We start from the raw sequence: 23,121 nt of genomic DNA on the forward strand, positions 1-23,121 counted from the left end.
GCTAGTCATCACTGTGGGTATCGTCTTTCTCAGCCGCATCATCGGCGGCATTGCGCTTGCGCCGTGGGCCATCAGCCTGCACCGCCGGGAAGCGCGAAGACGCGTAACGCACCACAAAAATCGCCACGGCCAGCAACAGAATCGCCCCAGACACCATGACCACGCCCCAGTCCGGCTTATGGTTGTGCGAAATATCGGAAATCATCAGGCGGGTCAGCGCGGTAATCGCCACATAGATCATGAAGCGGATGGGCATGTGGTTGGTCTTGAAATAGATCCCCACCATCGCTGCCAATTCCAGGTAGATGAACAACAACAAGATGTCATCAACCGTAATGTGGCCCTTCTCCAGCATGCCGAGGAAGGCCATCACCGCCGCCCACGCCGTGACGGCACCAATGGCGAACAGCGCCAGGTAATGAAACGCCTCCATCAACAGATTACCCAGCGATTCCGCCTGCCCGTGCATGCGTTCGCGCATCTGCTCGGCCCAGTTTGACTTACCCATACACGCTCCTAGAGGATCAAAAATGACGACGGCTCAGCGCATCGTCGCCTAATAGTGCCAGTTGAGAAGCGTGTTACGGGCAAAAAAGCACCTGCAACCGCCGCGCCAGGTTGGCGGCCGGCGGTGGCGTCGTGAACAATCTGCTAGGTTGTTAGCCGGCATGGCAATTGCTGCTGGCCAAATGCCGGCGAGTTCTCTATGCTCGCAACCACTGTACAAATAACCAGTTTATTGCAACCCATCAGCGTGAAGGCGTAGAGGTGATGAATGGCCGTCGAAGTGGTGTACCGCAGCAGCCGAGATCTGGAGCGTTTATTCATGGATAAAGCCGAGGCCGATCGTCATGACAAAATGCTCGAACTGGCTGAGCTGCTCACCGAGGTGCTGCAAAAAGCCGTGCCTTCGCTGAATGAAGCGCAAGGCGAAGAGCTGGGAATCTATATGGCGAAGAACCGTGATGTGTTCGCCAAAGCGTTCAAGAATCAGCCCGACGCCCTGAGCGAGCTTAGCCAACCGGCTGCCGAGTAAGGCCGGTCGCGATAAACAAAACCCCAGTGAGTGACTGGGGTTTTGTGTTTCTAACGATGGTCAAACTCAGCCATATAACAAGCGCTCAGCAATCGCATCGGCAACCCGCGCAGGTGAGCGTTTGTCGGCCTGAGCATGGCCGAAGATCTCGGTCAGGCGCCGACTGATCTGCGTCAGATGCGCGGTAATCGCCGGCAAGCTCTCGCCCTGGTGTTTGAGCGCCACGTAAATCAGCCCGCCGGCATTGATCACATAATCCGGCGCATAGAGAATCCCCCGCGCCTGCAGGCTGTCGGAGATATCGGCAGTGGCCAGTTGATTGTTTGCCGCCCCCGCCACTGCCGAGCAGCGCAGTTGGCCGACTGTGGTGTGGTTTAGCACGCCGCCCAGCCCGCAGGGCGCAAGAATGTCGCACGGGGTGGCGAGCAAGGCCTCGCTGGCCACCGGCCGCGCACCCAATTGCTCGACCGCCAGTTGCACACGCCCCTGATCCAGATCGCTGACCAACAACTCGGCACCCGCAGCGTGCAGTTGCTCGGCCAGCGCAAAACCCACATTGCCCAGGCCCTGAATCGCCACCCGTAAGCCTTCCAGATTGTCACTGCCGAGGCGCGCCAGGGCGGTGGCGCGAATGCCGGTAAACACGCCCATGGCAGTGTGCGGCGAAGGGTCGCCCTCGACCGTGGTGCTGGTGACATGCTGGGTGTGCTGGGCAATGCAGTCCATATCCACGCTGGAAGTACCGCTGTCCATGGCGGTGATGTAGCGGCCATTCAGGCTTTCGATAACCCGTCCAAAGGCTTCAAACAGCGCGGCCCGGTTTTCCACATGCGCGGGGCGGATGATGACCGCCTTGCCGCCGCCCTGTTGCAGCCCGGCCAACGCCGCTTTATAGCTCATGCCCTTGGCCAGGCGCAGCACATCTTCAATGGCGCTTTGGCTGTCGGCGTAGGGCAGGTAACGACAACCACCCAGCGCAGGGCCCAGACGGCTGTTGTGAATGGCGATCATGGCTTGTAGGCCGGTCTGCGGGTCCACGGCGAAGTGCAGCGACTCCAGTCGGGCGGTTTCCATCATGGCGAACATGCTGTGGCTCCGGTACTGGTTTACCAATCAGTATAGGCAGTGGCGGCATGGGCACGCTTCCGGCGGTCAGTTGCACAGCCCCCGTGCTACATGCGCCGTTGCAACAATCCGCTGGACGAGAGTCAGGCGCTTGGCTACAACGCCAGAGACACCGGAGATTGCCATGAACCCACGCGCTGCCTTCCTCGCCTGCCTGGAGCAAAAACCGCCTGCGCTGTTCGAGGCGGCGCTGTGGATTGCAGCGGAGCATCAACCCCATCTGCAACCGGATGACGTGCTGCGCCAGCTCGACAACCTGCAGTTGCAGGTCAACCAAACGCTACCCAACCTGCCCGCCAAGGAGCTGGCGCAGCCGCTGCTACGCCAGCTGAGCGAGTTGGGCTTCTGTGAAGATGACGAGCTGCCGCTTCGCCCGCAGGTGGCGCTGCTCAATCGGGTGCTGCAGCGACGTCGTGGCCAGCCTCTGGCGCTGGCGCTACTCGCGCTGGAGTTGGCGCGGCGCCTGGGCATTGCGCTACAGGGGGTGAACTTCCCCGGGCGCTTTCTACTGCGCGTGCCGGGCGCTGATTATCTGCTGGACCCGTGCAGCGGCCGCCGCCTGCATGCCCGCGAATGCCGCGAGATGTTGCAGCGCCACCTGGGCCCCAACGCCGAATTGAGCGCCGGCCTGCTGCAAGCGTGTGACGCGCCGAGCATGCTGCAGCGTTTATCGCGCAACCTGCGGCACCTGCATCAACAGGCCGGTGACCCCTTGGCCGCGCTACGTGATGCCGAGCGCGTGTTGCTGCTGGGCACCCCCAACTTGCAGGACCACCTGGCCCGCGCCGAGATTTACCAACAACTGGAGTGTCCGCAGGGTGAACGTTTCGATTTGCAGCGCGCCCTGTTACTCAGTGAGGACCCCGCCCAGCACCTGCAACTCAGCCAGCGTCTGCGCTCGCTCAATACTCGCGCGGCGCTGCACTAGAAAAACCCCAGCGCCTTGGCTTTCGCAACCGCCTGGGTACGCCGCGCTACCCCAAGTTTGCCGTTGATACGCCGCGCATGGGTTTTGACCGTGTGCAGTGAGATAAACAGCTGCTCAGCCACTTCCTGATTCGAACAACCTTGGGCAATTAACCGCAGCACGGCCAGCTCGCGCTGGCTCAGGGCATGGGCGGCGATGGAGTGCGCGACGGCACCCTGTTCAACCGGTTTGGTGACCGTGAACCATAAGCACTGGTAACCCAGGCGCCGACGCAGTGCTTGCCCGGTTTCTCGTGCACGTTCAGCTGCGGCTTTGTCACCACACACCGCGCACGCATCGGCATACACCAGCCACAGCTCACTCGCCAACGCCTGCCGCCCCTGGCCCAGCGCCTGCTCAAGCAGTTGCTGTAGAGGCGCGCGAAGATCGTTGCCCGCAGCCAGGTCCATCTGCAGCAACAACAGCTGCAAACGAGGGATCAGTTCCGGGAAGTTGGGGGTTGGCAGAATCGCCTCGACCCGCTGCGCATAAGCCAATACCCGATCAACCGCCAGGCGCGCACGCTCATGATGGCCTTGGGCAACCCACAAGTGACTGCTGGCCAGCAGCAATGTGCCGCGGTACAGGGTTTCACTGACATGCTGGCGCTGCATCAAGCGCTCAGCCTCGCTCAAGTGGGCAAAGGCGCCGGCAAAATCGCCGCGCCCCATGGCTAACTCAGCCAAGCCAAGGTAACCATGAAACGCGGCGGGATCACCGCAACTGAGTGCGTGCTCAAGCCCTTGGGCAAAGCCGCTGGCGGCCTCAACCGCGCGGCCCTGACGCAACTGCACGCGGGCTAGGCGTAACTCAAGCCGCGCCCGCACTGGGGTACGCTGCAGCGCCGCCGGCTGGGTTGCCGTCAGCACCCGCAGCAACAGGGCTTCAGCACGGGCAAACTCGCCGCGCGTCTCCAACAGCAGGGCATGGTCCAGCTCCAGCAGCGCTTCAAACACCGCATTGCCGTGCAACCGCGCCTGCTTGAGTGCCTCAAAACTGAGTTTTTGCGCCTGCTCCAGGTCCCCCAGCCCAATGGCCACCAGGGTTAGCGCCGAACGACAGAGTAAAGACTGCGCCCAGGCGTTTTCCGGCAAGCCCTGCAAGGCGTCAAGCAGATGGCTGCGCGCCGTTACCGCGCACACCCGGCCGTAGCCAATGATCCCCTGGATCGCTTGCCAATGAGCAAACAGCTCGCGGGTCCGCGGCCCATCGCTGCGGGGCTGAAACCTGGCCAACTGGTCGATACAGCTCTGCGCTTCATCCAAACGCCCCACCAGCAGCAATACCCAGGCATTTAGCAGAATCAAGCGGGGGGTGCTGCACAACAGGCTCTCTGGCAACTCGCTGCGCCAGCGCAGAATCAGCGCCAGATCCTGGCCTTGTAATACTTGCTCTTCGGTAAAGCGTTCCAGAAAACTACTGGCCACCTCCGGCTGGTTGGCCAGCAAGGCATGCTCCACCGCCGCCCGAATGTCGCCCTGGCTGGCAAACCATTGGCTCGCATGCACATGCAGGGCATTACAAGGCACAGTGGCCGTTAGCCGCTGCAGCAACCCGGCCAGCGGCGCGAACAAGACAAACCAGCCTGTGCCGGCCTCAAGCTCGTGGATGAATAAGCCCCGCTCAATCAGCATACGCAACCAATGCGCGCCCTCGCCCACACCAAACAGGTGGTCACACAACGCAGGGTTGAAGCGTGGCAGCTGGGCCAGCTGATAAAGCATCTGCTGCAGCTCATGCGGCAAGCCCTGCAGCACCTCACGCTCAACGTATTCAACCAGCAAGTGATCGTGCTGAGCATCTTGCGGTGCACTCGCCTCTGCAGGTTCGGCCTGGGCAAATAAGAGGCGCAAGCGCAAGGCGGCCGGCCAGCCGGCGGTAAGTGTGTGCAGTTCATGCGCCCAAGCGCTGCGGGTGGGGTCCAGCTGCTGCAGCCAAGCGGCAACTTCGGCTTCGGTAAAAGACAGGTCCGTCACGCCCAGTTCAAGCAGCTCGCCCTCCAGCAGCAAACGCGACAGGTTGCAGGCCGGACGACGACGTCCGCCCAACCACCAACAAACGCTCGCTGGCGTCACCGCGAGCAGTTGATTGAGAAAGTCATCCAGGGCGCTATCCGGCAATGCCGGGTAATCATTGAGCATGATCCATAGCCGGCGCGACTCCTGCGACAGCGCCGCAACTATGTCGCCAGGCGTCCGTGCGGTGGGGTACTCCAACAACTTGCCCAGTTGCTGAACCAGTTGCTCGAGGTGCATGCCGTCAGCGGTGCAGTTCAGCCAGAGCACGTGGCTGCATGCCGGGCATTCACGGGCGCAGTCGGCCAACAACACGGTTTTACCAAAGCCAGCAGGCGCGATTAACAGGCGCAGCCGGCACTCTGCGCCGAGCAGACGTTGTTGCAGGGCTATACGCGGAATATGCCCGGGCGGTGGACGCTTGACGTTGCCGCAGGAGGGCGCTGCAACGCTCAGCGAAACGGGCGCTAATGCGTTCATGGCGGCTCGTTTTATTGTTGTGCGGGAACCGAATTGAAGCAGGCTAAACCTCAATGCCTGAGGCTCACAGCTCTATCACTGCAGGTGATGCACGGCGATAAAAAAGGCGACCCGAGGGTCGCCTAAACACGGAGTAACAGCTGTTACCGAGCGGTTTAACGCACGCCGGAGCTGCGCAGGGCCGCTGGTGTGTAGTCCGCTGCCGATGCTTTGAAGCCGAAGGTGTAGGCGGATTTTTCTTCGTTCTTCATGCCCAATGCCAAGTAACGCCCTGCAACCAGGTCATACAGCGCCTCAAGGGTGTAGCCCGGCACCTGATGGTTGAAGTAGTGCTGCGCATGGCCTTCGGCAACACGCCAGAGTTGGCCGCGACCGTCATAGTGATCAACCAGGGCGATCTGCCAGCTGTCTTCGTCCACATACATGTGCCGCTTGGCGTAAATGTGCCGTTCACCACTCTTCAGCGTGGCCACCACTTCCCACACCCGATGCAGCTCATAGCGGGTCAGGTCCTGGTTGATATGCCCGGCCTTGATCACGTCGTCGTATTTCAACGACGGTGAGTCCAGCTTGTAGCTGTTGTAGGGGATGTACATTTCCTTCTTGCCGACCAGCTGCCAGTCGTAACGGTCCGGCGCGCCGGAGAACATGTCGAAGTTGTCTGCGGTGCGCATACCGTCAGCAGCGGTGCCAGGCCCGTCGTAGGCCACCTGCGGCGCACGGCGCACGCGGCGCTGACCGGCGTTGTAGATCCACGCCAGGCGCGGCTCTTTCACTTGGTCGATGGTTTCATGCACCAGCAGCACGTTACCGGCCAGGCGCGAAGGAGCCGTTACCCGCTGCTTGAAATACAGCAGGATGTTATTGCCCTTGGCCGGATCGAGGTCCGGCATATTGGCCGGGAAGGCCACCTCATCCTCGAACTTCACCAGGCTGTAAGAGCCGTTGGTCTGCGGCGTGGCCTGAGTCACCACGCGCCGGGTGTTACCACCGCGGTAGCGGGTGACGTGGTTCCACACCACTTCAACGCCTGCCTTGGGAATGGGGAAGGCGTAGTAACGGCTGGCATTGAAGTTTTGTAGGCCGTTACCGCCGTCCACAGCGGTGGTATTGAGCGCACTGAGCTTGGCCGCCTCATCAATCGCTGCGGGCACAGCGGTGCTGCGGTGGGTGGGGTAGACCGGAATTTTGTAGGTGTCCGGGTAGCGCTGCAGCATGGCCATCTGCCCAGCCGAGAGTTTGTCCTTGTATTGCGCCGCATTGGCGGCGGTGATGGTGAACAGCGGTTGTTCGCTGGCATACGGGTCAGCCAAAAAGCCCTTGGCATCGACCGCTGCGGCGCTGGTCGACAGACCGCCACTCCAGGCAGGGATGCTGCCATCGGCATTGCCGGCCATTTCGCCGCCCAACGGCGTCAGGCTGGCGCCCAGTTGCGCGGCCTCTTGCTCAGAGACGTCCGCCATCACGCCGCTGGCGAGCAAGGTCAGCACCAGCGCTCCAGCTTGGAGGATTCTTGTATTTTTCATGGTGTACGGATCCTTTTGCACTGCGTTGATCAGAAGTTCACACCGAAACTGAGGGCAACAAAGTCGCGGTCAGTGGTCGTGTTGTAGTCACCCCCGAAAAAATCGGTGTAACTCAGGCTGGCGTTGTAGGTGTTCTGGTAGTCGGCGTTCAGGCCAATGCTGATGGCCTTGTTGCCCTCACTGAAGTTGGGCCCATAACCGTCCACGTCATGCGACCAGGCCACGCTGGGCGAGAGATTGACCCCGGCAAATATGTTGCTGTAGTCCAGGCTGGCGCGCATGCGATAACCCCAAGAGGTCGAGGTGAAAAAGCCTTCGCCTTGGCATTCATCTGGATTGGCGGCGTTAAAGGCGGCACAGACACCTGGCGCGCTGTATTCACCCGGCCCGTAGATCGGGTCACGACCAAAGCGCAGTTCGCCAACGTCGTCGCTGATGCCGGCAACGTGGTTGTAGCCCACCTCTCCCACCAGGGTCAGGCGGCTGGCCCCCAGCACGCGATCAACAAAGTGCACAGCGGACATCTGCGCCTGAGTGACAGCGCGGCGGTCATAGCCATGCAGGTCGGCACCGGCAACGTTTTGCGCGTGGCCACTCTCGAAAATCGGGTTGAACGGCAGCCCCAGCGCACCGAATGACAGGTCTGTGGAATTGATCTGCAGCGGCATGTTTGGCCGGTAGCTCACCTCACCGGAGAGTGCTGTGCCGCCGACGTTGGTCTGGAAGCTCAGGCCATACAGGCGGATGTCCTCGGGGTACTCAATAAAATAACGGGCGTTCGGCGCACCCGGAATAAAGCTCGTAAAGTTTGGTGTGGTGGTGCGGATGGTGCTGAACACCGGGCCACGGCTGTGGTAATTCATGGCATAGGCACCGAATTCGGTGTCATTCAGCGACTCGGCGAACCAGCGCAACGCAATGCCGTACTGGCCGCTGTCGCGCGCATCACGATCACCGGCGCGCGGGATGTAAGCGTTATCAACAAAAGCGTTGTTCGACACGCCCGGCGGCAGATCTGGGCCCAGCACGGCCAGGCGGTCTTCACAACCGTCGGCCAAAACATCGGCAGTCGAGAAGAAGGTGCCGCAGTTATCCACCACGGTCTGGTCCCACTCCAGCTGATAAAACGCCTCCATGCTCAGGGTGTCGGTCAGGCTCTGCGAGACGTAGAGCATGTTGACCGGAATCAGGCCTTCCTTGATCTCGGCACCCGGGCGGCGAAACGCGGCCACGTCCACGGGGTTGATGGAGTTGATGCTGTTACCGATAAAGGTGCTTTCGCCCCAGCTGACCACCTGCTTACCGACCCGCACACTGCCCGGCAGGCTGCCCAGGTTGTAGTTGTGGTAGATGAAGGCATCGAGAATTTGCGCCCCCGAAGACTGCGCCGCCGTTTTGCGGTTGTTGTCTTGAATGTCGTAGAACTCGCGGCCTTCATCCTTGGTTTCAAAGTCGTACCAATATTTGCCGCGAATAAACACGCCGGTATCGCCGTACTTCAATTCCAGGTCGTGAATGCCCTTGAAGATTTTCGAGAAGGTTTTGCCCTTTTCAAAGTTCAGACGGCCATCGTCAGAGGTACGCGAAGACGCCTGCCCACCGCTGGCGGTGGAAATAAAATCGCGGTCAGCCTCGCGCACCGCCCAGCTGGCGCCCACCGAAAGGGATGAGTCGAACTGCGCTTCGACCTCGCCAAAATTAAACGTTACGGCCTGGACAGGCGCGACACAGCCAACAGCGATGGCAACCGCCAAAACGCTGGGCTGGAAGATGGCATGTCTTGTTGTTGTTCTCATGCGGCTCTCCTGGAAAGCGGGTTTCGTGTGAGGCCCCACGCTACCCAGCCGCCTTACACGGGATAAGCGCCCGAAAGAGGTATTTGCCCTGTCAGCCGAAAGAGTGAATACACCTCTAGCACGCTGATCCCTAGCAGCCCCATGAGCCTTTTCAATGGCGCTTTATAGCGCGGGTGAATGGCTGGCCTCTTATTGCGAGTATTGGCAGCGCGGACGTTGCAGCTCAAACCTTGCGCGCACATCAGCACCCGCATAAACCGCGGCATTGAGCGCCAGCCGTATCGGATCAAATACATCGTAATGAAAACGCTACAAAACCGCTCAACCTCTGACTCTGTGGCCTTTGCCAGATGGTTGACGGACAAACCACGCCGGACCGTATCGAAATCACTACAAGCGCGTTATAACAGTCAGCACTGAAACTATATAAGTCATTGTTTTTATTGATAAAAAATAGAATGGCACCTAGTTTGCTAATGTTTTTTATATTTCTGCTCGCTGCCCGGCACGAGCGTCCCAGCACATCGCCCCCGCTAGAAAGGGCGAGTCATCCTTTGAGGAGTTCACATGAGCGAATTGCGTTTTACCGTTGAGCACGAATGGCTGCGTCAGGATGCCGATGGCCTGGTTACCGTGGGCATCACCGCCTATGCCCAGGAAGCCCTGGGTGACGTGGTATTCGTTCAGCTGCCGGAAGCCCAGAGCTACGCTGAGGGTGACGAAGTGGCCGTGCTGGAATCGGTAAAAGCGGCGAGCAATATCGCCATGCCGCTGGACGGTGAGGTGGTTGAGGTCAATGCCGAGCTAGAATCCAGCCCTGAGCTGGTCAACGAAGATCCCCTGGGCAAGGGTTGGTTCTTCCGTTTCCGTCCGGCCAATGCCAGCGCGGTAGCCGACCTGCTCGACCAGGCCGCCTACGAGCGCCTGCTCAACGCCAATGCTGACGCCTGAGAGAGTGTGATGACCAAGCTGACCACCCAGAACGAATTTATCGCCCGCCACATCGGCCCACGTGACGCAGACACTGCGGCCATGCTCGAACTGCTCGGCTACGCCAGCATCGACGCGCTGACCGATAACGTCATCCCCGAGAGCATCAAAGGCACCAGCATCCTCGGCGCACAGCCGGGCCTATCGGAAGCCGACGCCCTGGCCAAGATCAAAGCGATAGCTGGCAAAAACCAGCAGTTCAAAACCTACATCGGCCAAGGCTACTACGGCACCCACACGCCGAGCCCGATCCTGCGCAACCTGCTGGAAAACCCAGCTTGGTACACCGCCTACACCCCGTATCAGCCAGAAATTTCCCAGGGCCGCCTGGAATCCCTGCTGAACTTCCAGACGCTGATCAGCGACCTTACCGGTATGCAGATCGCCAACGCCTCCCTGCTGGACGAAGCCACCGCCGCAGCCGAGGCCATGACCTTCTGCAAGCGCCTGTCGAAGAACAAGGCCAGCAACGCTTTCTTCGCTTCCCAGCACTGCCACCCGCAAACCCTCGACGTGCTGCGCACCCGTGCCGAGCCGCTGGGCATTGAAGTGGTGATCGGCGACGAAGCCGCGATTACCGACGCTAGCGCCTACTTCGGCGCGCTGCTGCAGTACCCGGCGAGCAATGGCGACATCTTCGACTACCGCGAACTGGTTGAGCGCTTCCACGCCGCCAATGCGCTGGTGGCCGTGGCCGCTGACCTGCTGGCCCTTACCCTGCTCACTCCGCCGGGCGAATTCGGTGCCGACGTGGCCCTGGGCAGCGCGCAGCGTTTCGGTGTGCCGCTGGGCTTCGGTGGCCCACACGCCGCCTACTTCGCCACCCGTGATGCATTCAAGCGCGACATGCCAGGCCGTCTGGTCGGCATGTCCATTGACCGCTTCGGCAAGCCGGCCCTGCGCCTGGCCATGCAAACCCGCGAGCAACACATCCGCCGCGAGAAGGCCACCAGTAACATCTGCACCGCGCAAGTGCTGCTGGCCAACATCGCCAGCATGTACGCCGTCTACCACGGTCCGAAAGGCCTGACCCAGATCGCCCAGCGCACGCACCAATTCACCGCGATTCTGGCCAAGGGCCTGCGCGCGCTGGGTTACAGCGTTGAACAGGAATTCTTCTTCGACACCCTGACCCTGGCCACTGGCGGCAAGACCGCTGCCCTGCACGCTGCTGCGCGCAAGGCTGGGATCAACCTGCGTGAAATCGACGGCGAGCGTCTGGGCCTGTCCCTCGACGAAACCACCGATCAAGCGGCCGTTGAAGCCCTGCTGGCAGTCTTCGCCGACGGCAAGCCTGTACCAGCCTTCGCTGAACTGGCGACCGGCGTAACCGCCCAACTGCCGCAAGGCCTGCTGCGCGAATCGGAAATCCTCAGCCACCCGGTGTTCAACCGCTACCACAGCGAAACCGAGCTGATGCGCTACCTGCGCAAGCTGGCCGACAAGGACCTGGCGCTGGACCGCAGCATGATCCCGCTGGGCTCGTGCACCATGAAGCTCAACGCTGCCAGCGAAATGATCCCGGTGACCTGGGCCGAATTCGGCAACCTTCACCCCTTCGCCCCGGCCGAGCAGAGCCAGGGTTACAGCCAGCTGACCACTGAACTGGAAGTCATGCTCTGCGCGGCCACCGGTTACGACGGCATTTCCCTGCAGCCGAACGCCGGCTCGCAAGGTGAGTACGCCGGTCTGATGGCTATTCGTGCCTATCACCTGAGCCGTGGCGATGATCAGCGCGACATCTGCCTGATCCCGCAATCAGCCCACGGCACCAACCCGGCCACCGCCAGCATGGTCGGCATGCGCGTGGTGGTAACCGCCTGCGACAGCAGCGGCAACGTCGACATCGCCGACCTCAAGGCCAAGGCCGAAGAGCACAAAGAGCGCCTCGCCGCGATCATGATCACCTACCCGTCGACCCACGGCGTGTTTGAGGAAGGCATCCGCGAAATCTGCCAGATCATTCACGACAACGGCGGTCAGGTGTACATCGACGGCGCCAACATGAACGCCATGGTCGGCCTGTGCGCACCGGGTCAGTTCGGCGGCGACGTGTCGCACCTGAACCTGCACAAAACCTTCTGCATCCCGCACGGCGGTGGCGGTCCAGGTGTTGGCCCAATTGGCGTGAAGGAACACCTGATCCCCTTCCTGCCCGGCCACGGCCACATGGCCCGTAAAGAGGGTGCCGTCAGCGCCGCGCCGTTCGGCAGCGCCAGCATTCTGCCGATCACCTGGATGTACATCAGCATGATGGGCGGCGAAGGCCTCAAGCGCGCCTCGCAAATGGCCATTCTCAACGCCAACTACATCGCCCGCCGCCTGGAAGAGCACTACCCCGTGCTGTACTCGGGCAGCAACGGCCTGGTGGCGCACGAGTGCATTCTGGATATCCGCCCGATCAAAGACAGCAGTGGCATCAGCGTTGACGATGTGGCCAAGCGCCTGATCGACTTCGGTTTCCACGCACCGACCATGTCCTTCCCGGTCGCCGGCACCCTGATGATCGAGCCGACCGAAAGCGAATCCAAAGAAGAGCTGGACCGCTTCTGCGACGCCATGATCGCCATCCGCAACGAGATTCGCGCGGTGGAAGCCGGTCAGCTGGATGCCAACGACAACCCGCTGAAAAACGCCCCGCACACTGCCTTGGAACTGGTCGGCGAATGGACTCACGCCTACAGCCGCGAGCAAGCGGTGTACCCGCTGGCCAGCCTGATCGAGGCCAAGTACTGGCCGCCGGTCGGCCGCGTGGACAACGTGTTTGGCGATCGCAACCTGATCTGCGCCTGCCCGTCCATCGAGGCGTATCAGGACGCGTAAAAGTGCCTATGCCGCTGACCCCGAAGGTGAGCGGCAACCGTAGCCCGGACGAAATCCGGGAAGCTTGCGAAAACTTCCCCGGATTTCATCCGGGCTACAAGGTCGGTTCAACCCAAGAATTTCGACTCACCTCTAGCCGAGACGGGTTAGCTGCACCCACAAAAATAACAAGCCTGATCCAGACGTCTTTGGCCGCGCAGCTTGAGTAGAGATCTAAGCTGCAGGTACGAACGGCGTGAATCCCCGAGTCATTCCGAACCGAGGCTGGCGATAGGGCAATGGCGCACCCCGGAGCAACACATGTCACTTAGCGTATTTGACCTGTTCAAAATCGGTATCGGCCCCTCCAGTTCGCACACGGTCGGGCCGATGCTGGCCGCCGGACGCTTCGCCGAAGGCCTGCGCCGTGATGATCTGTTGGCCAGCACCGCGAGCATCAAGGTCGAGCTATACGGCTCGCTGGGCGCAACCGGCAAAGGCCATGGCAGCGACACGGCAGTGCTGCTGGGCCTGGAAGGTGAACAACCCGATCGGGTAGACACCGCCTCAGTGCCGGCGCGCCTGGCGCAGATCCGCAGCAGCGGTGAACTGCGATTGCTCGGTGAAAAGCCCATTAGCTTTGTGGAAAAACAGCACCTAGCGATGATCCGTAAACCGCTGGCGTTTCACCCCAACGGCATGATCTTCCGCGCCTTCGACGCCAATGGTCTGCAGATCCGCTCGCGTGAGTACTATTCGGTCGGTGGCGGCTTTGTCGTCGACGAACAGGCCGCCGGGGCCGACCGCATCGCCCTCGACAGCACGGAGCTGCAGTACCCCTTCACCACCGCTAAACAGTTACTGGCCCAGTGCGCCGAACACAGCCTGACGATAAGCCAGGTGATGCTGGCCAACGAAGCAGCCTGGCGGCCGGAAGCCGAAACCCGCGCGCGCCTGCTGCAGATTTGGCAGGTGATGCAGGACTGCGTCAGCGCCGGCTGCCGCACCGAAGGCATCATGCCCGGCGGCCTCAAGGTCAAACGCCGCGCTGCCGCCCTGCACCGCCAACTCTGCCAGCACCCGGAAGCCAGCCTGCGTGATGCCTTGAGCGTGCTCGACTGGGTCAACCTCTACGCCCTGGCGGTGAACGAGGAAAACGCTAGCGGCGGCCGCGTGGTCACTGCCCCCACCAATGGCGCGGCCGGTATCGTGCCGGCGGTGCTGCATTACTACAGCCGCTTTATCCCCGGTGCCAACGACGACGGCGTGGTGCGCTTTCTGCTCACCGCCGCCGCCATCGGCATCCTCTATAAAGAAAACGCCTCGATTTCCGGTGCCGAAGTCGGTTGCCAGGGCGAGGTCGGCGTGGCCTGTTCGATGGCTGCGGGTGCCTTGTGCGAAGTGCTCGGCGGCAGCGTCAATCAGGTGGAGAACGCCGCCGAAATCGGCATGGAACACAACCTCGGCCTGACCTGCGACCCCATCGGCGGCCTGGTGCAAGTGCCGTGCATCGAACGCAACGCCATGGGCTCGGTAAAGGCGATCAACGCCGCACGCATGGCCCTGCGCGGCGACGGCCAGCACTTCGTTTCGCTGGATAAAGTGATCCGCACCATGCGCCAGACCGGCGCCGACATGAACAACAAATACAAGGAAACCGCTCGCGGCGGTCTGGCCGTCAATATTGTCGAGTGCTAACGCCAACAACCATACAACCCTGTAGGAGCGAGCCTGCTCGCGATGCTTTTCGCAACAAATCGCGAGCAAGAACCAGGCGTCCCCCTCGCTCCTACAAAAGCGATTTATACAAACATGGAGAACTGCATGACCACTGAAACCCTGGCAAAAACCCCGCTCCACGCTCTGCATCTCGAACTGGGCGCACGCATGGTGCCGTTCGCCGGCTATGACATGCCGGTGCAATACCCGCTGGGGGTGATGAAAGAACACCTGCACACCCGCGACGCGGCCGGCCTGTTCGATGTGTCGCACATGGGCCAAATCGTCCTGCGCGGCGCGAATGCCGCCAAAGCCCTGGAAACCCTGGTGCCGGTGGACATCATCGACCTGCCCGTGGGCATGCAGCGCTACGCCATGTTCACCGATGAAAACGGCGGCATTCTCGACGACCTGATGGTCGCCAACTTGGGTGACGACACCCTGTTTCTGGTGGTCAACGCCGGCTGTAAGCACCAAGACCTGGCCCACCTGCACCAGCAGATTGGCAGCCAGTGCCAGATTGAGAGCCTGTTCGAAGCCCGCGCACTGTTGGCCTTGCAGGGCCCGAAGGCCGTCGATGTGCTGGCGCGCCTAGCGCCCATCGTTGCCAAGATGACCTTTATGCAATTCGCGCCCGTGCGCCTGCTGGGAGTGGACTGCTACGTCAGCCGTTCCGGTTACACCGGCGAAGACGGCTTCGAAATTTCGGTGCCCGCTGAGCACGCTGAAATGCTCGCACGCAGCCTGCTGGCCGAACCAGAAGTGGCCGCTATCGGCCTCGGCGCGCGCGACTCGCTGCGCCTGGAAGCGGGCCTGTGCCTGTATGGCCACGACATGAGCACCAGCACCACGCCGATCGAAGCCAGCCTGTTGTGGGCTATTTCCAAAGTACGCCGTGCCGATGGCGCCCGTGCGGGTGGCTTCCCGGGTGCAGCGCGCATCTTCGCCCAACAGCAAGAAGGCGTGACCAGCAAGCGCGTCGGCCTGCTGCCGCAGGAACGTGTACCCGTGCGCGAAGGCGCGGAAATCGTCGATGCTGACGGCACCGTCATTGGCAGCGTATGCAGCGGCGGCTTTGGCCCAACCCTGGCCGCACCAGTCGCCATGGGTTACCTGCAGAGCAGCCATATCGCTCTGGATACCGAGGTCTGGGCCATGGTGCGCGGCAAACGTGTAGCGATGAAAGTGGCCAAGACCCCGTTTGTGCCGCAGCGTTACTACCGCGGCTAACCCCTGCCCTAACCTAGCCCGGAGGTAATCCGGGCTAGGTACAAGGCGCAGCGCTACTCGCGCAGCTGCCCGACCATCGCCGCCGCAACGCTGAGCACATCCTTGCCCAGCTGCATCGAACGTTCGCCATTCCAGCCGGTGTGCGGATTGGGTCGATCATCATGGTCCTTGAACGGCATTTCGATGGTGAACGCCAAACAATCGAATTCCATGCCCACTGCATTGCAGGCCAGGGTGGTGTTGGCCTGGCCCGGCTCGTCGCGCGGGTAGCCAAAGGCAGTCTGAAACTCGGCGCCGTTATCGATCAGCAACTGGCGGAACTGGTTTTCCAATCGCTCAAGGCGCGGGCTGTAGCCCGGATTACCTTCGCAACCAGCAGTAAACACGTGAGGGATTTCCTCGTCGCCGTGGATATCCAGAAACAGGTCAACGCCCACCGCGCGCATCTGCTGCTGGACGAAATACACCTCGGGGCTGTCCGCTTCGCTGGCCGACTGCCAGGCGCGATTAAGGTCGCGGCCGGCAACGTTGGTGCGCAGATGGCCACGGAAGGCACCGTCCGGATTCATGTTCGGCACCAGGTACAGATCGGCCTTCTCCAGTAGGGCATTCAGCTCGGCATCATCGCGCCGCTGCAGACGCTCGAGCAGCCCCTGCATAAACCACTCAGCCATATGCTCACCGGGATGCTGCTGGGCGATCAGCCAGATCTTGCGCTGCGCCTGCGGGTTGCGGCTGATGCGCAACAACTCGATCGGCCGACCCTCGATGCTCTTGCCCGTGGCAAACAGCTCGGCGCCCGCCAAACGCTGCGCATCCTCGATCAACTGGCTATGACGCTCGCGGCTGTAGGGCTCGAAATAGGCGAACCAGATCTGCCCGTGCTGCGGTTCGATGTTGAACTTCAGCGCGCCCTCTTCAAAGCGGCTGGGCACCCGAAACCAGTCGCGCTGATCGTAAGAGGCAACAGCGTGGTAACCGCTCCAGGCATTCTTGTAAGACGACTGCCCGGCATTACCCAGGCTAAAGCCGTAAGGCTGACCAGGCTGCAAGCCTTCAACCTTGAAATGGAACCACTGGAAATGCCCACTGTTAAGATCCGCACGAATCGCCAGCAGCATCTGCTGCGGGTTGCTGGCGTCGATGACCTCGATATTGCCGCTGTCGAAGTTGGAGCTGATCTGCATGAATACCTCGAAGATCTGGATGCATGGAGAGACGCGAGATGACCAAGAATCGCAGCTCTGCCGCGCGGGCGAAACGCTGCAGGCGACAAACTGATATGGATTCTGCAACCCGCGAAGGACGATCAACGCAGCCGGCAGCTCGACCGCCGCGCAACTTGCCAGCTTGCCTGTAGTCTTGTGTGTACCCGCCACAGGATCGACTTCACGCTCAACGCCAACTCAAGGGAGCAGCAATTCGCATGACTATTGCGCCACTACGCCATCGCCCACTGTTGTTACTGCTCTGTGCAGGCCTGCTGCTGGGCGGCTGTGCCAGCCAACCGCAGCAAAGCCAGACCGAACAGCCCGCCCAGCAAGCCGATCCCCCCCGCGAGAACAGCGCCGCCGAGGCCAACATGCGCAGCCAGGCCAACCGAGGTGATCTCGACAGCCAGTTCCAGCTCGGGAGCCTGTACTTCGTCGGCAAGCCGAATAAGGACCTCAAACAGGCCGAGTACTGGTGGAAGCTCGCCGCTGACAAAGGCCACGCCATGGCTGCCGTCAGCTTGGCCTACCTGTATACCGGCCGCGACAACCCGGACTTCAACAACCCGCAACAGATGCTCAAATACCTCAACCAGTCTGCCGCCGGCGGCAACCCGATGGCCCAGCACATCCTCGGCAACCTCTACCTGCGCGGCGAACAAGGCGTACCACTTGACGCCAATCAGGCCCGGCGTCTGTTCACCAGCGCTTGCCAGCAGAACTACGGCGCCAGCTGCAAGGCGCTGCAGGAAATGCCCTAAACCCTCGACTCAGGTCTCGATAGACTCCGCCGCAGCCTGGCCATCCGGTTCCGCCTGCGGCTGCTCGGGCTGCGCTTGTGCTTCTTCAGCGGGTTTACCCAGCCACTCATTGGTTGACTGCTGCACCTCGTCCACCTGCTTGTTGAACTCTTTCACGGTCTCATCAACCGCCTCGCGGGCAACATCCACAACCGCTTGCTCGGCTTTTTCAGCCAGCTTTTGCGCTGTTTGCTCAGCCGCCTCGCAACCAACCAGGCCTATCAGCAACAGCCCCAGCCCACCCATTTGCATCGACTTACGCATAACACTCTCCGTAACAGCCGTTAGCGGCCTGATTGGCGGCCGCGGCCCAGTGACCATCGCCATGATTGAGCAACCCAGCTAATCAACCGTGCAGAGGTCTCACCGCTGCGGGCGCAAATGTAGGGAGGCACGCCGGTTTACTCAATTGCATAGAGTTTGCAAGGTATTACCGAACAGCCGGGCGCCGCACTGGAGACGCAAGGTGCTTTGAGCACAACCTGCATGCACGCCAACCTGCGCAAACAGCTACTAGGCAAATACGCTGACACAAGGCTAATAATAACGAGCACCGCGCAGGCCAATTAGCCACACTCCGATCATGCAGCGCCTACAAGCGTTCATCGCAACTAAAGGATTAAGTCGTGTTGTTACGCCATGCACTGTTCGCACTGACGGTCTTCATTGCGGCCAGTAACTCAGCGGCCGAGAACCTGCACTTTGTAACCGAGGAGTTCCCACCCTTCAGTTATTCGCGCGGTGCAATTGCCAGTGGCGCGCTGCCTGAAATAGTTAACGCCACATGCCTACTCTTGCAGTGGCGCTGCCGTATTGAAGTATTGCCTTGGCGCCGCGCGCTGCAGCAGGCCGAAGATGGCGAAGTAGACGGTATCTTCACCGTAATTCAATCACCTGAGCGGCATCAGGCATTTCTGATTACGCCCATGCTGGTGACCTCCGGTTACGACTTCTACACCCTGCGCTCGAATAACTTCCATTACCGCCAACCAGAGGATTTAGGCGGCCACCAGGTCGGCGTGTATGGCCCGTCAGGCACCTCATTCGTACTACAGGAAAGCCTGAAGAACACACCGGATGTCGAGGTTAAACTGGTGACCAATAACCATCGGCTGTTGTTGATGCTCAATGCTGGGCGTTTTGGTGACCAAGGTGTTGTGGTGCTTAACCGCGATGTTGCCCGGCATTTGATTGAGCATGAATATCTCTACGCGCTGCGCAACGCCGGGCATTTGACGTCAATTTCATACGGCATTGGTTTTTCCCGCAAGAAGGTCAGCCCAGCGCAGTTTCAGGCATTCAATCGCGGGCTGGGTACGCTACGCAATAACGGCCAGCTTGCAACCATTTTGCAACGCTACGGTCTACAACCTGCCAATTAAGCAGGCTGGACATTTAACTTGGCTTCGCCATAATTGCTGGGCGCAACCTAATTAGCCCTTTAACAAACCTGACAATTCGTTCAGGTAATACACAATTAAAGGGCAAACCAGCGCGGCAATAGTCATTGAAACTATTCGCCATGCTCAATAAATGCGTGAGCTAAAACTGTTTGGCCGTCTCAGGTGCCTAGGTCATATGCCTGGCATCCAGCCAATATCCTGTTCAAGACCATGGGTAACTACGTGACGAAAGACGAACTGCGCGCCGAACTCGAGCGCCAGGCGCAGCGTTACAAGGATGTTTACGGCGGGGAAGTGATTACCTACGCCGCTCAACCGGATCCCGAGCGCAAGCCATGGCGCAAGAAGGCTAACCTTCTCGACCAAGCGTTTGACAAAGAGCTGGAAAAAATCGAGAAAGAGCTACAAACCAAGGCAGAAGCCGCATCAAGCTGACGCTCGCTGCCTTGTTAGCCGTACATGCGACCATCCCTAAGTGGGATGGTCGCTGGCTCAACGCCCCTTACCCCCCATCAGCGACCCCAACAAACCACGCACCAGTTGCCGGCCAATTTGATTGGCGGCCTGGCGCATGGCTGTTTTCATGACCTGACTGGCCAAACCGCCGAGCAGCTCACCGGCCGCGCCGCCAATACCGCCGCCGGCCTCAGCCTTCTTACCGGTAACGCTTGGCTTGCTTTGCTCTGCCTGTTGCGCAGCCTGCTCAGCGCGGGCAGTCAATAACTCATACGCCGACTCACGATCGATTTGCTTATCGTAGCGCCCCCGCAAAGGCGATTGCTGAATCAAGACGGCGCGCTCGGCCTCACTCAACGGGCCAATACGCGACTGCGGCGGCGCAACCGCCACCCGCTGCACCATGGCCGGCGTACCTTTGGCTTCCAACGTGCCCACCAGAGCTTCCCCGATACCCAGCTCGGTGAGTACCGTCAGCGTATTGATGGCCGGGTTCGGCCGGAAACCATCGGCCACCGCGCGCAGCGACTTCTGCTCTTTGGCGGTGAACGCGCGTAGGCCGTGCTGGATACGCAGACCGAGCTGCGCCAACACATCATCCGGCAAATCGCCGGGCGACTGGGTGACAAAATACACGCCCACGCCTTTTGAGCGAATCAGTCGTACCACTTGCTCCAGTCGCTCCTGCAAGGCCTTCGGGGTATCGGCAAACAGCAAGTGCGCTTCGTCGAAGAACAGCGCCAGCAAAGGTTTGTCGGCATCACCGCGCTCCGGCAGCTGCTCGAACAACTCGGCCAGCAACCAGAGCAGGAAGGTTGCATAGACCTTCGGTGCCTCATGCACCAGGCGACTGGCATCGAGCAGGTGAATGCGGCCGCGACCATCGCGGTCCGGGTGCAGAATGTCTTCCAGCTGCAAGGCTGGCTCACCAAACAGCGCATCAGCGCCTTGCTGCTCAAGGCCCGCTAACTTACGCAGCAGGGCCTGCGATGAGGTGTTCGTGAACAACGCGCTGTCGTGGCCGAGCACCTCGGGATGGCTTTTCAGGTGCGCCAGCAACGCCTTAAGGTCTTTCAAATCAAGCAGCAGCAACCCTTCGCGATCCGCCACTTTAAACGCGGCATACAGTGCGGCCTGCTGGCTCTCGGTGAGCTCTAGCAATGCGCCCAACAGCAAAGGCCCCATTTCACTCAATGTGGTGCGCAGCGGATGGCCGCTTTGACCGTGAACATCCCACAGGGTGACCGGGTAAGCCATCGGCTGGTGGTTAAGCCAAGGCATGCTGGCAATCCGTTCAGCCACCTTGCCTTGCGGCGTACCGGCGGCCCCTAGGCCACAGAGATCACCTTTCACATCGGCGGCGAACACCGCCACGCCGGCATCGCTGAAGGCTTCAATGAGGCGCTGCAAGGTCACCGTTTTCCCGGTGCCTGTAGCACCTGCGATCAACCCGTGTCGGTTAGCCAGACGCAGCGCCTGCCCCACAGACACCCCCTCAGGGTCGGCCCCCACAATAAACTGATCGGCTTGCACCATCTTGTTATCTCCGCGGTTAAAGCTTTACTGCTACTAGGCCGACATAGCCAGCATCGCCTCACCGTTGGCGGTGCAATTGCCTTACATCAGCCAAGACTGATGCTAGAACTTACCGGACGCAAGAAGCCATGACCAACAACCTTAAATTCAGCCATAAAATTCTGCTCGCCGCCTCACTGGTGGTGATCGCGGCCTTTTCCCTGTTCACTTTGTACAACGATTACCTGCAACGCAACGCCATCCGTGATGACCTGGAAAGCTATCTGCACGAAATGGGCAACGTTACGGCGAGCAACATTTCCAACTGGCTGTCAGGACGCACCCTTCTGGTGGAAAGCACGGCACAATCGATCGCCAACGACAGCAGCGAAGATCGCGTGACCAAACTTCTAGAGCAGAAAGCGCTGAATTCGACCTTCTCTTTCACCTATCTCGCCACCCAAGACGGCAGCTTTTTTATGCGCCCAGACGCGCAGATGTCTGCTGATTTCGATGCGCGCACTCGCCCCTGGTACATAAATACCTTGAGTGCTGGCGATACCACTCTCACCGAACCCTTCGTTGACGCTGTCTCCGGCGAGCTGATCATTACCGTTGCCACGCCCGCCAAAGGGGCTGGGGTTGTAGGCGGCGACCTGAGCCTCAACACCCTTGTTGAAATCATCAACTCGCTGGACTTTGCTGGGATGGGTTATGCCTTTCTGATCAGCGCCGATGGCAAGATCTTGGTCCACCCGGACAAATCACAAGTGATGAAAAACCTCAGCGAGGTCTATCCGCAAAACACCCCACGGATCAGCGGCGAGGTCAGCGAAGCAGAGCTCAATGGCGAAACCCGAATCTTCACCTTTGCCCCGGTCAAGGGCCTGCCTTCAGTGAACTGGCATGTCGGCCTGTCCATCGATAAAGCCAAGGCCTATGCAGTGCTCAGCGAGTTCCGTACATCAGCCATCATCGCCACCGTTATCGCGGTGGTGCTGATCATGTTGCTGCTGAGCATGCTGATCAGTGTATTGATGCAACCATTGAATGTGATGGGTAAAGCCATGGAGGATATCGCTCAGGGCGAAGGCGACCTGACCAAGCGCTTGACCATTCAGGCCAATGACGAGTTCGGCCGCCTGGCTACGGCATTCAACCAGTTTGTCGAGCGCATCCACAGCTCGATCCGCGAGGTGTCGTCCGCCACCCGCCAGGTTAATGAAGTGGCTAAGTTAGTGGTCGGCGCCTCAAACTCATCGATGATTAACTCAGACGAGCAGGCCAGCCGCACCAACAGCGTGGCAGCGGCAATCAACGAGTTAGGCGCTGCGGCCCAAGAGATCGCACGCAACGCTGCCGACGCCTCGAATCAAGCCTCCGACGCACGCCATTTGGCAGAAGACGGCCGCATCGTGGTCGAAAAAACCATCATCGCGATGAATGAGCTGTCAGGCAAAATCAGCGCCTCCTGCAGCAATATCGAGACCCTCAACAGCAAAACGGTGAACATCGGCCAGATTCTTGAGGTAATCAAAAGTATCTCGCAGCAAACCAACCTGCTGGCACTCAACGCTGCTATCGAAGCCGCGCGCGCTGGTGAAGCGGGCCGCGGCTTTGCCGTAGTCGCCGATGAAGTGCGCAACCTGGCTCATCGCACCCAGGAGTCAGCGCAGGAGATAGAAAAAATGATCGAAGAGCTGCAGGTCGGCTCCCGCGAGTCGGTCACCACCATGACCGAAAGCCAGCGTTACAGCGAAGAGAGCGTAGAGATCGCCAACCAGGCCGGTGCACGCCTGAGCAGCGTGACCGAGCGCATCGGCGAAATTGATGGGATGAACCAGTCGGTGGCCACCGCCACTGAAGAGCAAACCTCGGTCATCGAGTCGCTTAACGTCGACATTACCGAAATCAATACACTCAACCAGGAAGGCGTGGAAAACCTCAATGCCACCCTGCGCGCCTGCGGTGATTTGGAGCAACAGGCCACCCGCCTGAAGCAATTGGTTGACAGCTTCCGCATTTAACAAACGCACCAATAAAAGGGGCG

The 23,121-nt window shown here is 60.3% G+C and carries 17 protein-coding genes and 2 pseudogenes; 10 read left to right on the plus strand and 9 right to left on the minus strand.

Annotation, left to right across the window (positions count from 1 at the left end):
* Position 1 precedes the first annotated feature (1 nt).
* The gene (locus tag AC0J6G_RS12500) at positions 2–508 is read right to left on the minus strand and encodes a phosphate-starvation-inducible protein PsiE (protein WP_475248166.1); all 507 of its coding nucleotides are present in this window, start codon (positions 506–508) and stop codon (positions 2–4) included.
* 267 nt (positions 509–775) lie between these two features.
* On the opposite strand from AC0J6G_RS12500, the gene AC0J6G_RS12505 reads away from it, so the two are divergent.
* Entirely contained in the window at positions 776–1,036 is a 261-nt protein-coding gene (locus AC0J6G_RS12505; protein ID WP_475248168.1) for a YebG family protein, read from the plus strand.
* Positions 1,037–1,102: 66 nt separating this feature from the next.
* On the opposite strand, the gene AC0J6G_RS12510 is transcribed toward AC0J6G_RS12505, so the two are convergent.
* The gene (locus AC0J6G_RS12510) at positions 1,103–2,122 is read right to left on the minus strand and encodes a Leu/Phe/Val dehydrogenase (protein ID WP_475248170.1); all 1,020 of its coding nucleotides are present in this window, start codon (positions 2,120–2,122) and stop codon (positions 1,103–1,105) included.
* A 163-nt stretch (positions 2,123–2,285) separates the two neighbouring features.
* On the opposite strand from AC0J6G_RS12510, the gene AC0J6G_RS12515 reads away from it, so the two are divergent.
* The gene (locus AC0J6G_RS12515) at positions 2,286–3,089 is read left to right on the plus strand and encodes a SirB1 family protein (RefSeq protein ID WP_475248172.1); all 804 of its coding nucleotides are present in this window, start codon (positions 2,286–2,288) and stop codon (positions 3,087–3,089) included.
* Here AC0J6G_RS12515 and AC0J6G_RS12520 read toward each other — a convergent pair.
* The 4 genes and pseudogenes from AC0J6G_RS12520 to AC0J6G_RS12535 form a co-directional block, all read right to left on the minus strand.
* A pseudogene (locus AC0J6G_RS12520) lies at positions 3,086–3,271 on the minus strand (response regulator transcription factor); the annotation flags it as partial. The gene AC0J6G_RS12515 and the pseudogene AC0J6G_RS12520 sit on opposite strands and share 4 nt — an antisense overlap.
* Positions 3,272–4,681: 1,410 nt before the next feature.
* Positions 4,682–5,623: pseudogene (locus AC0J6G_RS12525) on the minus strand (winged helix-turn-helix domain-containing protein); the annotation flags it as partial.
* Positions 5,624–5,778: 155 nt separating this feature from the next.
* Complete coding sequence (locus AC0J6G_RS12530) at positions 5,779–7,149, minus strand: DUF1329 domain-containing protein (RefSeq protein WP_475248174.1); 1,371 nt, start codon at positions 7,147–7,149, stop codon at positions 5,779–5,781.
* A gap of 29 nt (positions 7,150–7,178) precedes the next feature.
* Complete coding sequence (locus tag AC0J6G_RS12535) at positions 7,179–8,945, minus strand: DUF1302 domain-containing protein (RefSeq protein ID WP_475248176.1); 1,767 nt, start codon at positions 8,943–8,945, stop codon at positions 7,179–7,181.
* A gap of 567 nt (positions 8,946–9,512) precedes the next feature.
* Between AC0J6G_RS12535 and gcvH the strand changes: the two genes are divergently transcribed.
* The 4 genes from gcvH to gcvT all read left to right on the plus strand — a co-directional run bounded on the left by gcvH (position 9,513) and on the right by gcvT (position 15,686).
* The gene (gene gcvH / locus AC0J6G_RS12540; RefSeq protein ID WP_475248178.1) at positions 9,513–9,896 is read left to right on the plus strand and encodes a glycine cleavage system protein GcvH; all 384 of its coding nucleotides are present in this window, start codon (positions 9,513–9,515) and stop codon (positions 9,894–9,896) included.
* 9 nt (positions 9,897–9,905) lie between these two features.
* Positions 9,906–12,758, plus strand: coding sequence for an aminomethyl-transferring glycine dehydrogenase (gene gcvP / locus AC0J6G_RS12545; protein ID WP_475248180.1), 2,853 nt, complete (start codon positions 9,906–9,908; stop codon positions 12,756–12,758).
* A gap of 300 nt (positions 12,759–13,058) precedes the next feature.
* Complete coding sequence (locus AC0J6G_RS12550) at positions 13,059–14,435, plus strand: L-serine ammonia-lyase (RefSeq protein WP_475248182.1); 1,377 nt, start codon at positions 13,059–13,061, stop codon at positions 14,433–14,435.
* Between the two features lie 126 nt (positions 14,436–14,561).
* Entirely contained in the window at positions 14,562–15,686 is a 1,125-nt protein-coding gene (gene gcvT / locus AC0J6G_RS12555) for a glycine cleavage system aminomethyltransferase GcvT (RefSeq protein ID WP_475248184.1), read from the plus strand.
* Positions 15,687–15,739: 53 nt separating this feature from the next.
* Here gcvT and AC0J6G_RS12560 read toward each other — a convergent pair whose 3' ends face one another.
* Positions 15,740–16,873, minus strand: coding sequence for a M14 family metallopeptidase (locus AC0J6G_RS12560; protein ID WP_475248186.1), 1,134 nt, complete (start codon positions 16,871–16,873; stop codon positions 15,740–15,742).
* Positions 16,874–17,112: 239 nt separating this feature from the next.
* Here AC0J6G_RS12560 and AC0J6G_RS12565 point away from each other — a divergent pair, with 239 nt between their 5' ends.
* Positions 17,113–17,658: a tetratricopeptide repeat protein gene (locus AC0J6G_RS12565; RefSeq protein ID WP_475248188.1), complete on the plus strand. Its 546-nt coding sequence runs from the start codon at positions 17,113–17,115 to the stop codon at positions 17,656–17,658.
* Between the two features lie 9 nt (positions 17,659–17,667).
* Here the strand turns inward: AC0J6G_RS12565 and AC0J6G_RS12570 are convergent, their stop codons facing one another.
* On the minus strand, positions 17,668–17,961 hold the full coding sequence (locus tag AC0J6G_RS12570) for a hypothetical protein (protein WP_475248190.1): 294 nt from the start codon (positions 17,959–17,961) through the stop codon (positions 17,668–17,670).
* A gap of 362 nt (positions 17,962–18,323) precedes the next feature.
* Between AC0J6G_RS12570 and AC0J6G_RS12575 the strand changes: the two genes are divergently transcribed.
* Both AC0J6G_RS12575 and AC0J6G_RS12580 read left to right on the plus strand, forming a co-directional pair.
* Positions 18,324–19,079, plus strand: coding sequence for a substrate-binding periplasmic protein (locus tag AC0J6G_RS12575; RefSeq protein WP_475248192.1), 756 nt, complete (start codon positions 18,324–18,326; stop codon positions 19,077–19,079).
* 243 nt (positions 19,080–19,322) lie between these two features.
* Positions 19,323–19,535: a hypothetical protein gene (locus AC0J6G_RS12580; protein WP_475253726.1), complete on the plus strand. Its 213-nt coding sequence runs from the start codon at positions 19,323–19,325 to the stop codon at positions 19,533–19,535.
* 57 nt (positions 19,536–19,592) lie between these two features.
* Here AC0J6G_RS12580 and AC0J6G_RS12585 read toward each other — a convergent pair whose 3' ends face one another.
* Complete coding sequence (locus AC0J6G_RS12585; RefSeq protein WP_475248194.1) at positions 19,593–21,092, minus strand: helicase HerA-like domain-containing protein; 1,500 nt, start codon at positions 21,090–21,092, stop codon at positions 19,593–19,595.
* A gap of 128 nt (positions 21,093–21,220) precedes the next feature.
* Between AC0J6G_RS12585 and AC0J6G_RS12590 the strand changes: the two genes are divergently transcribed.
* The gene (locus tag AC0J6G_RS12590) at positions 21,221–23,098 is read left to right on the plus strand and encodes a methyl-accepting chemotaxis protein (RefSeq protein ID WP_475248196.1); all 1,878 of its coding nucleotides are present in this window, start codon (positions 21,221–21,223) and stop codon (positions 23,096–23,098) included.
* Positions 23,099–23,121 lie beyond the last annotated feature (23 nt).

The organism is Pseudomonas sp. TS_SC_3 (assembly GCF_056156225.1).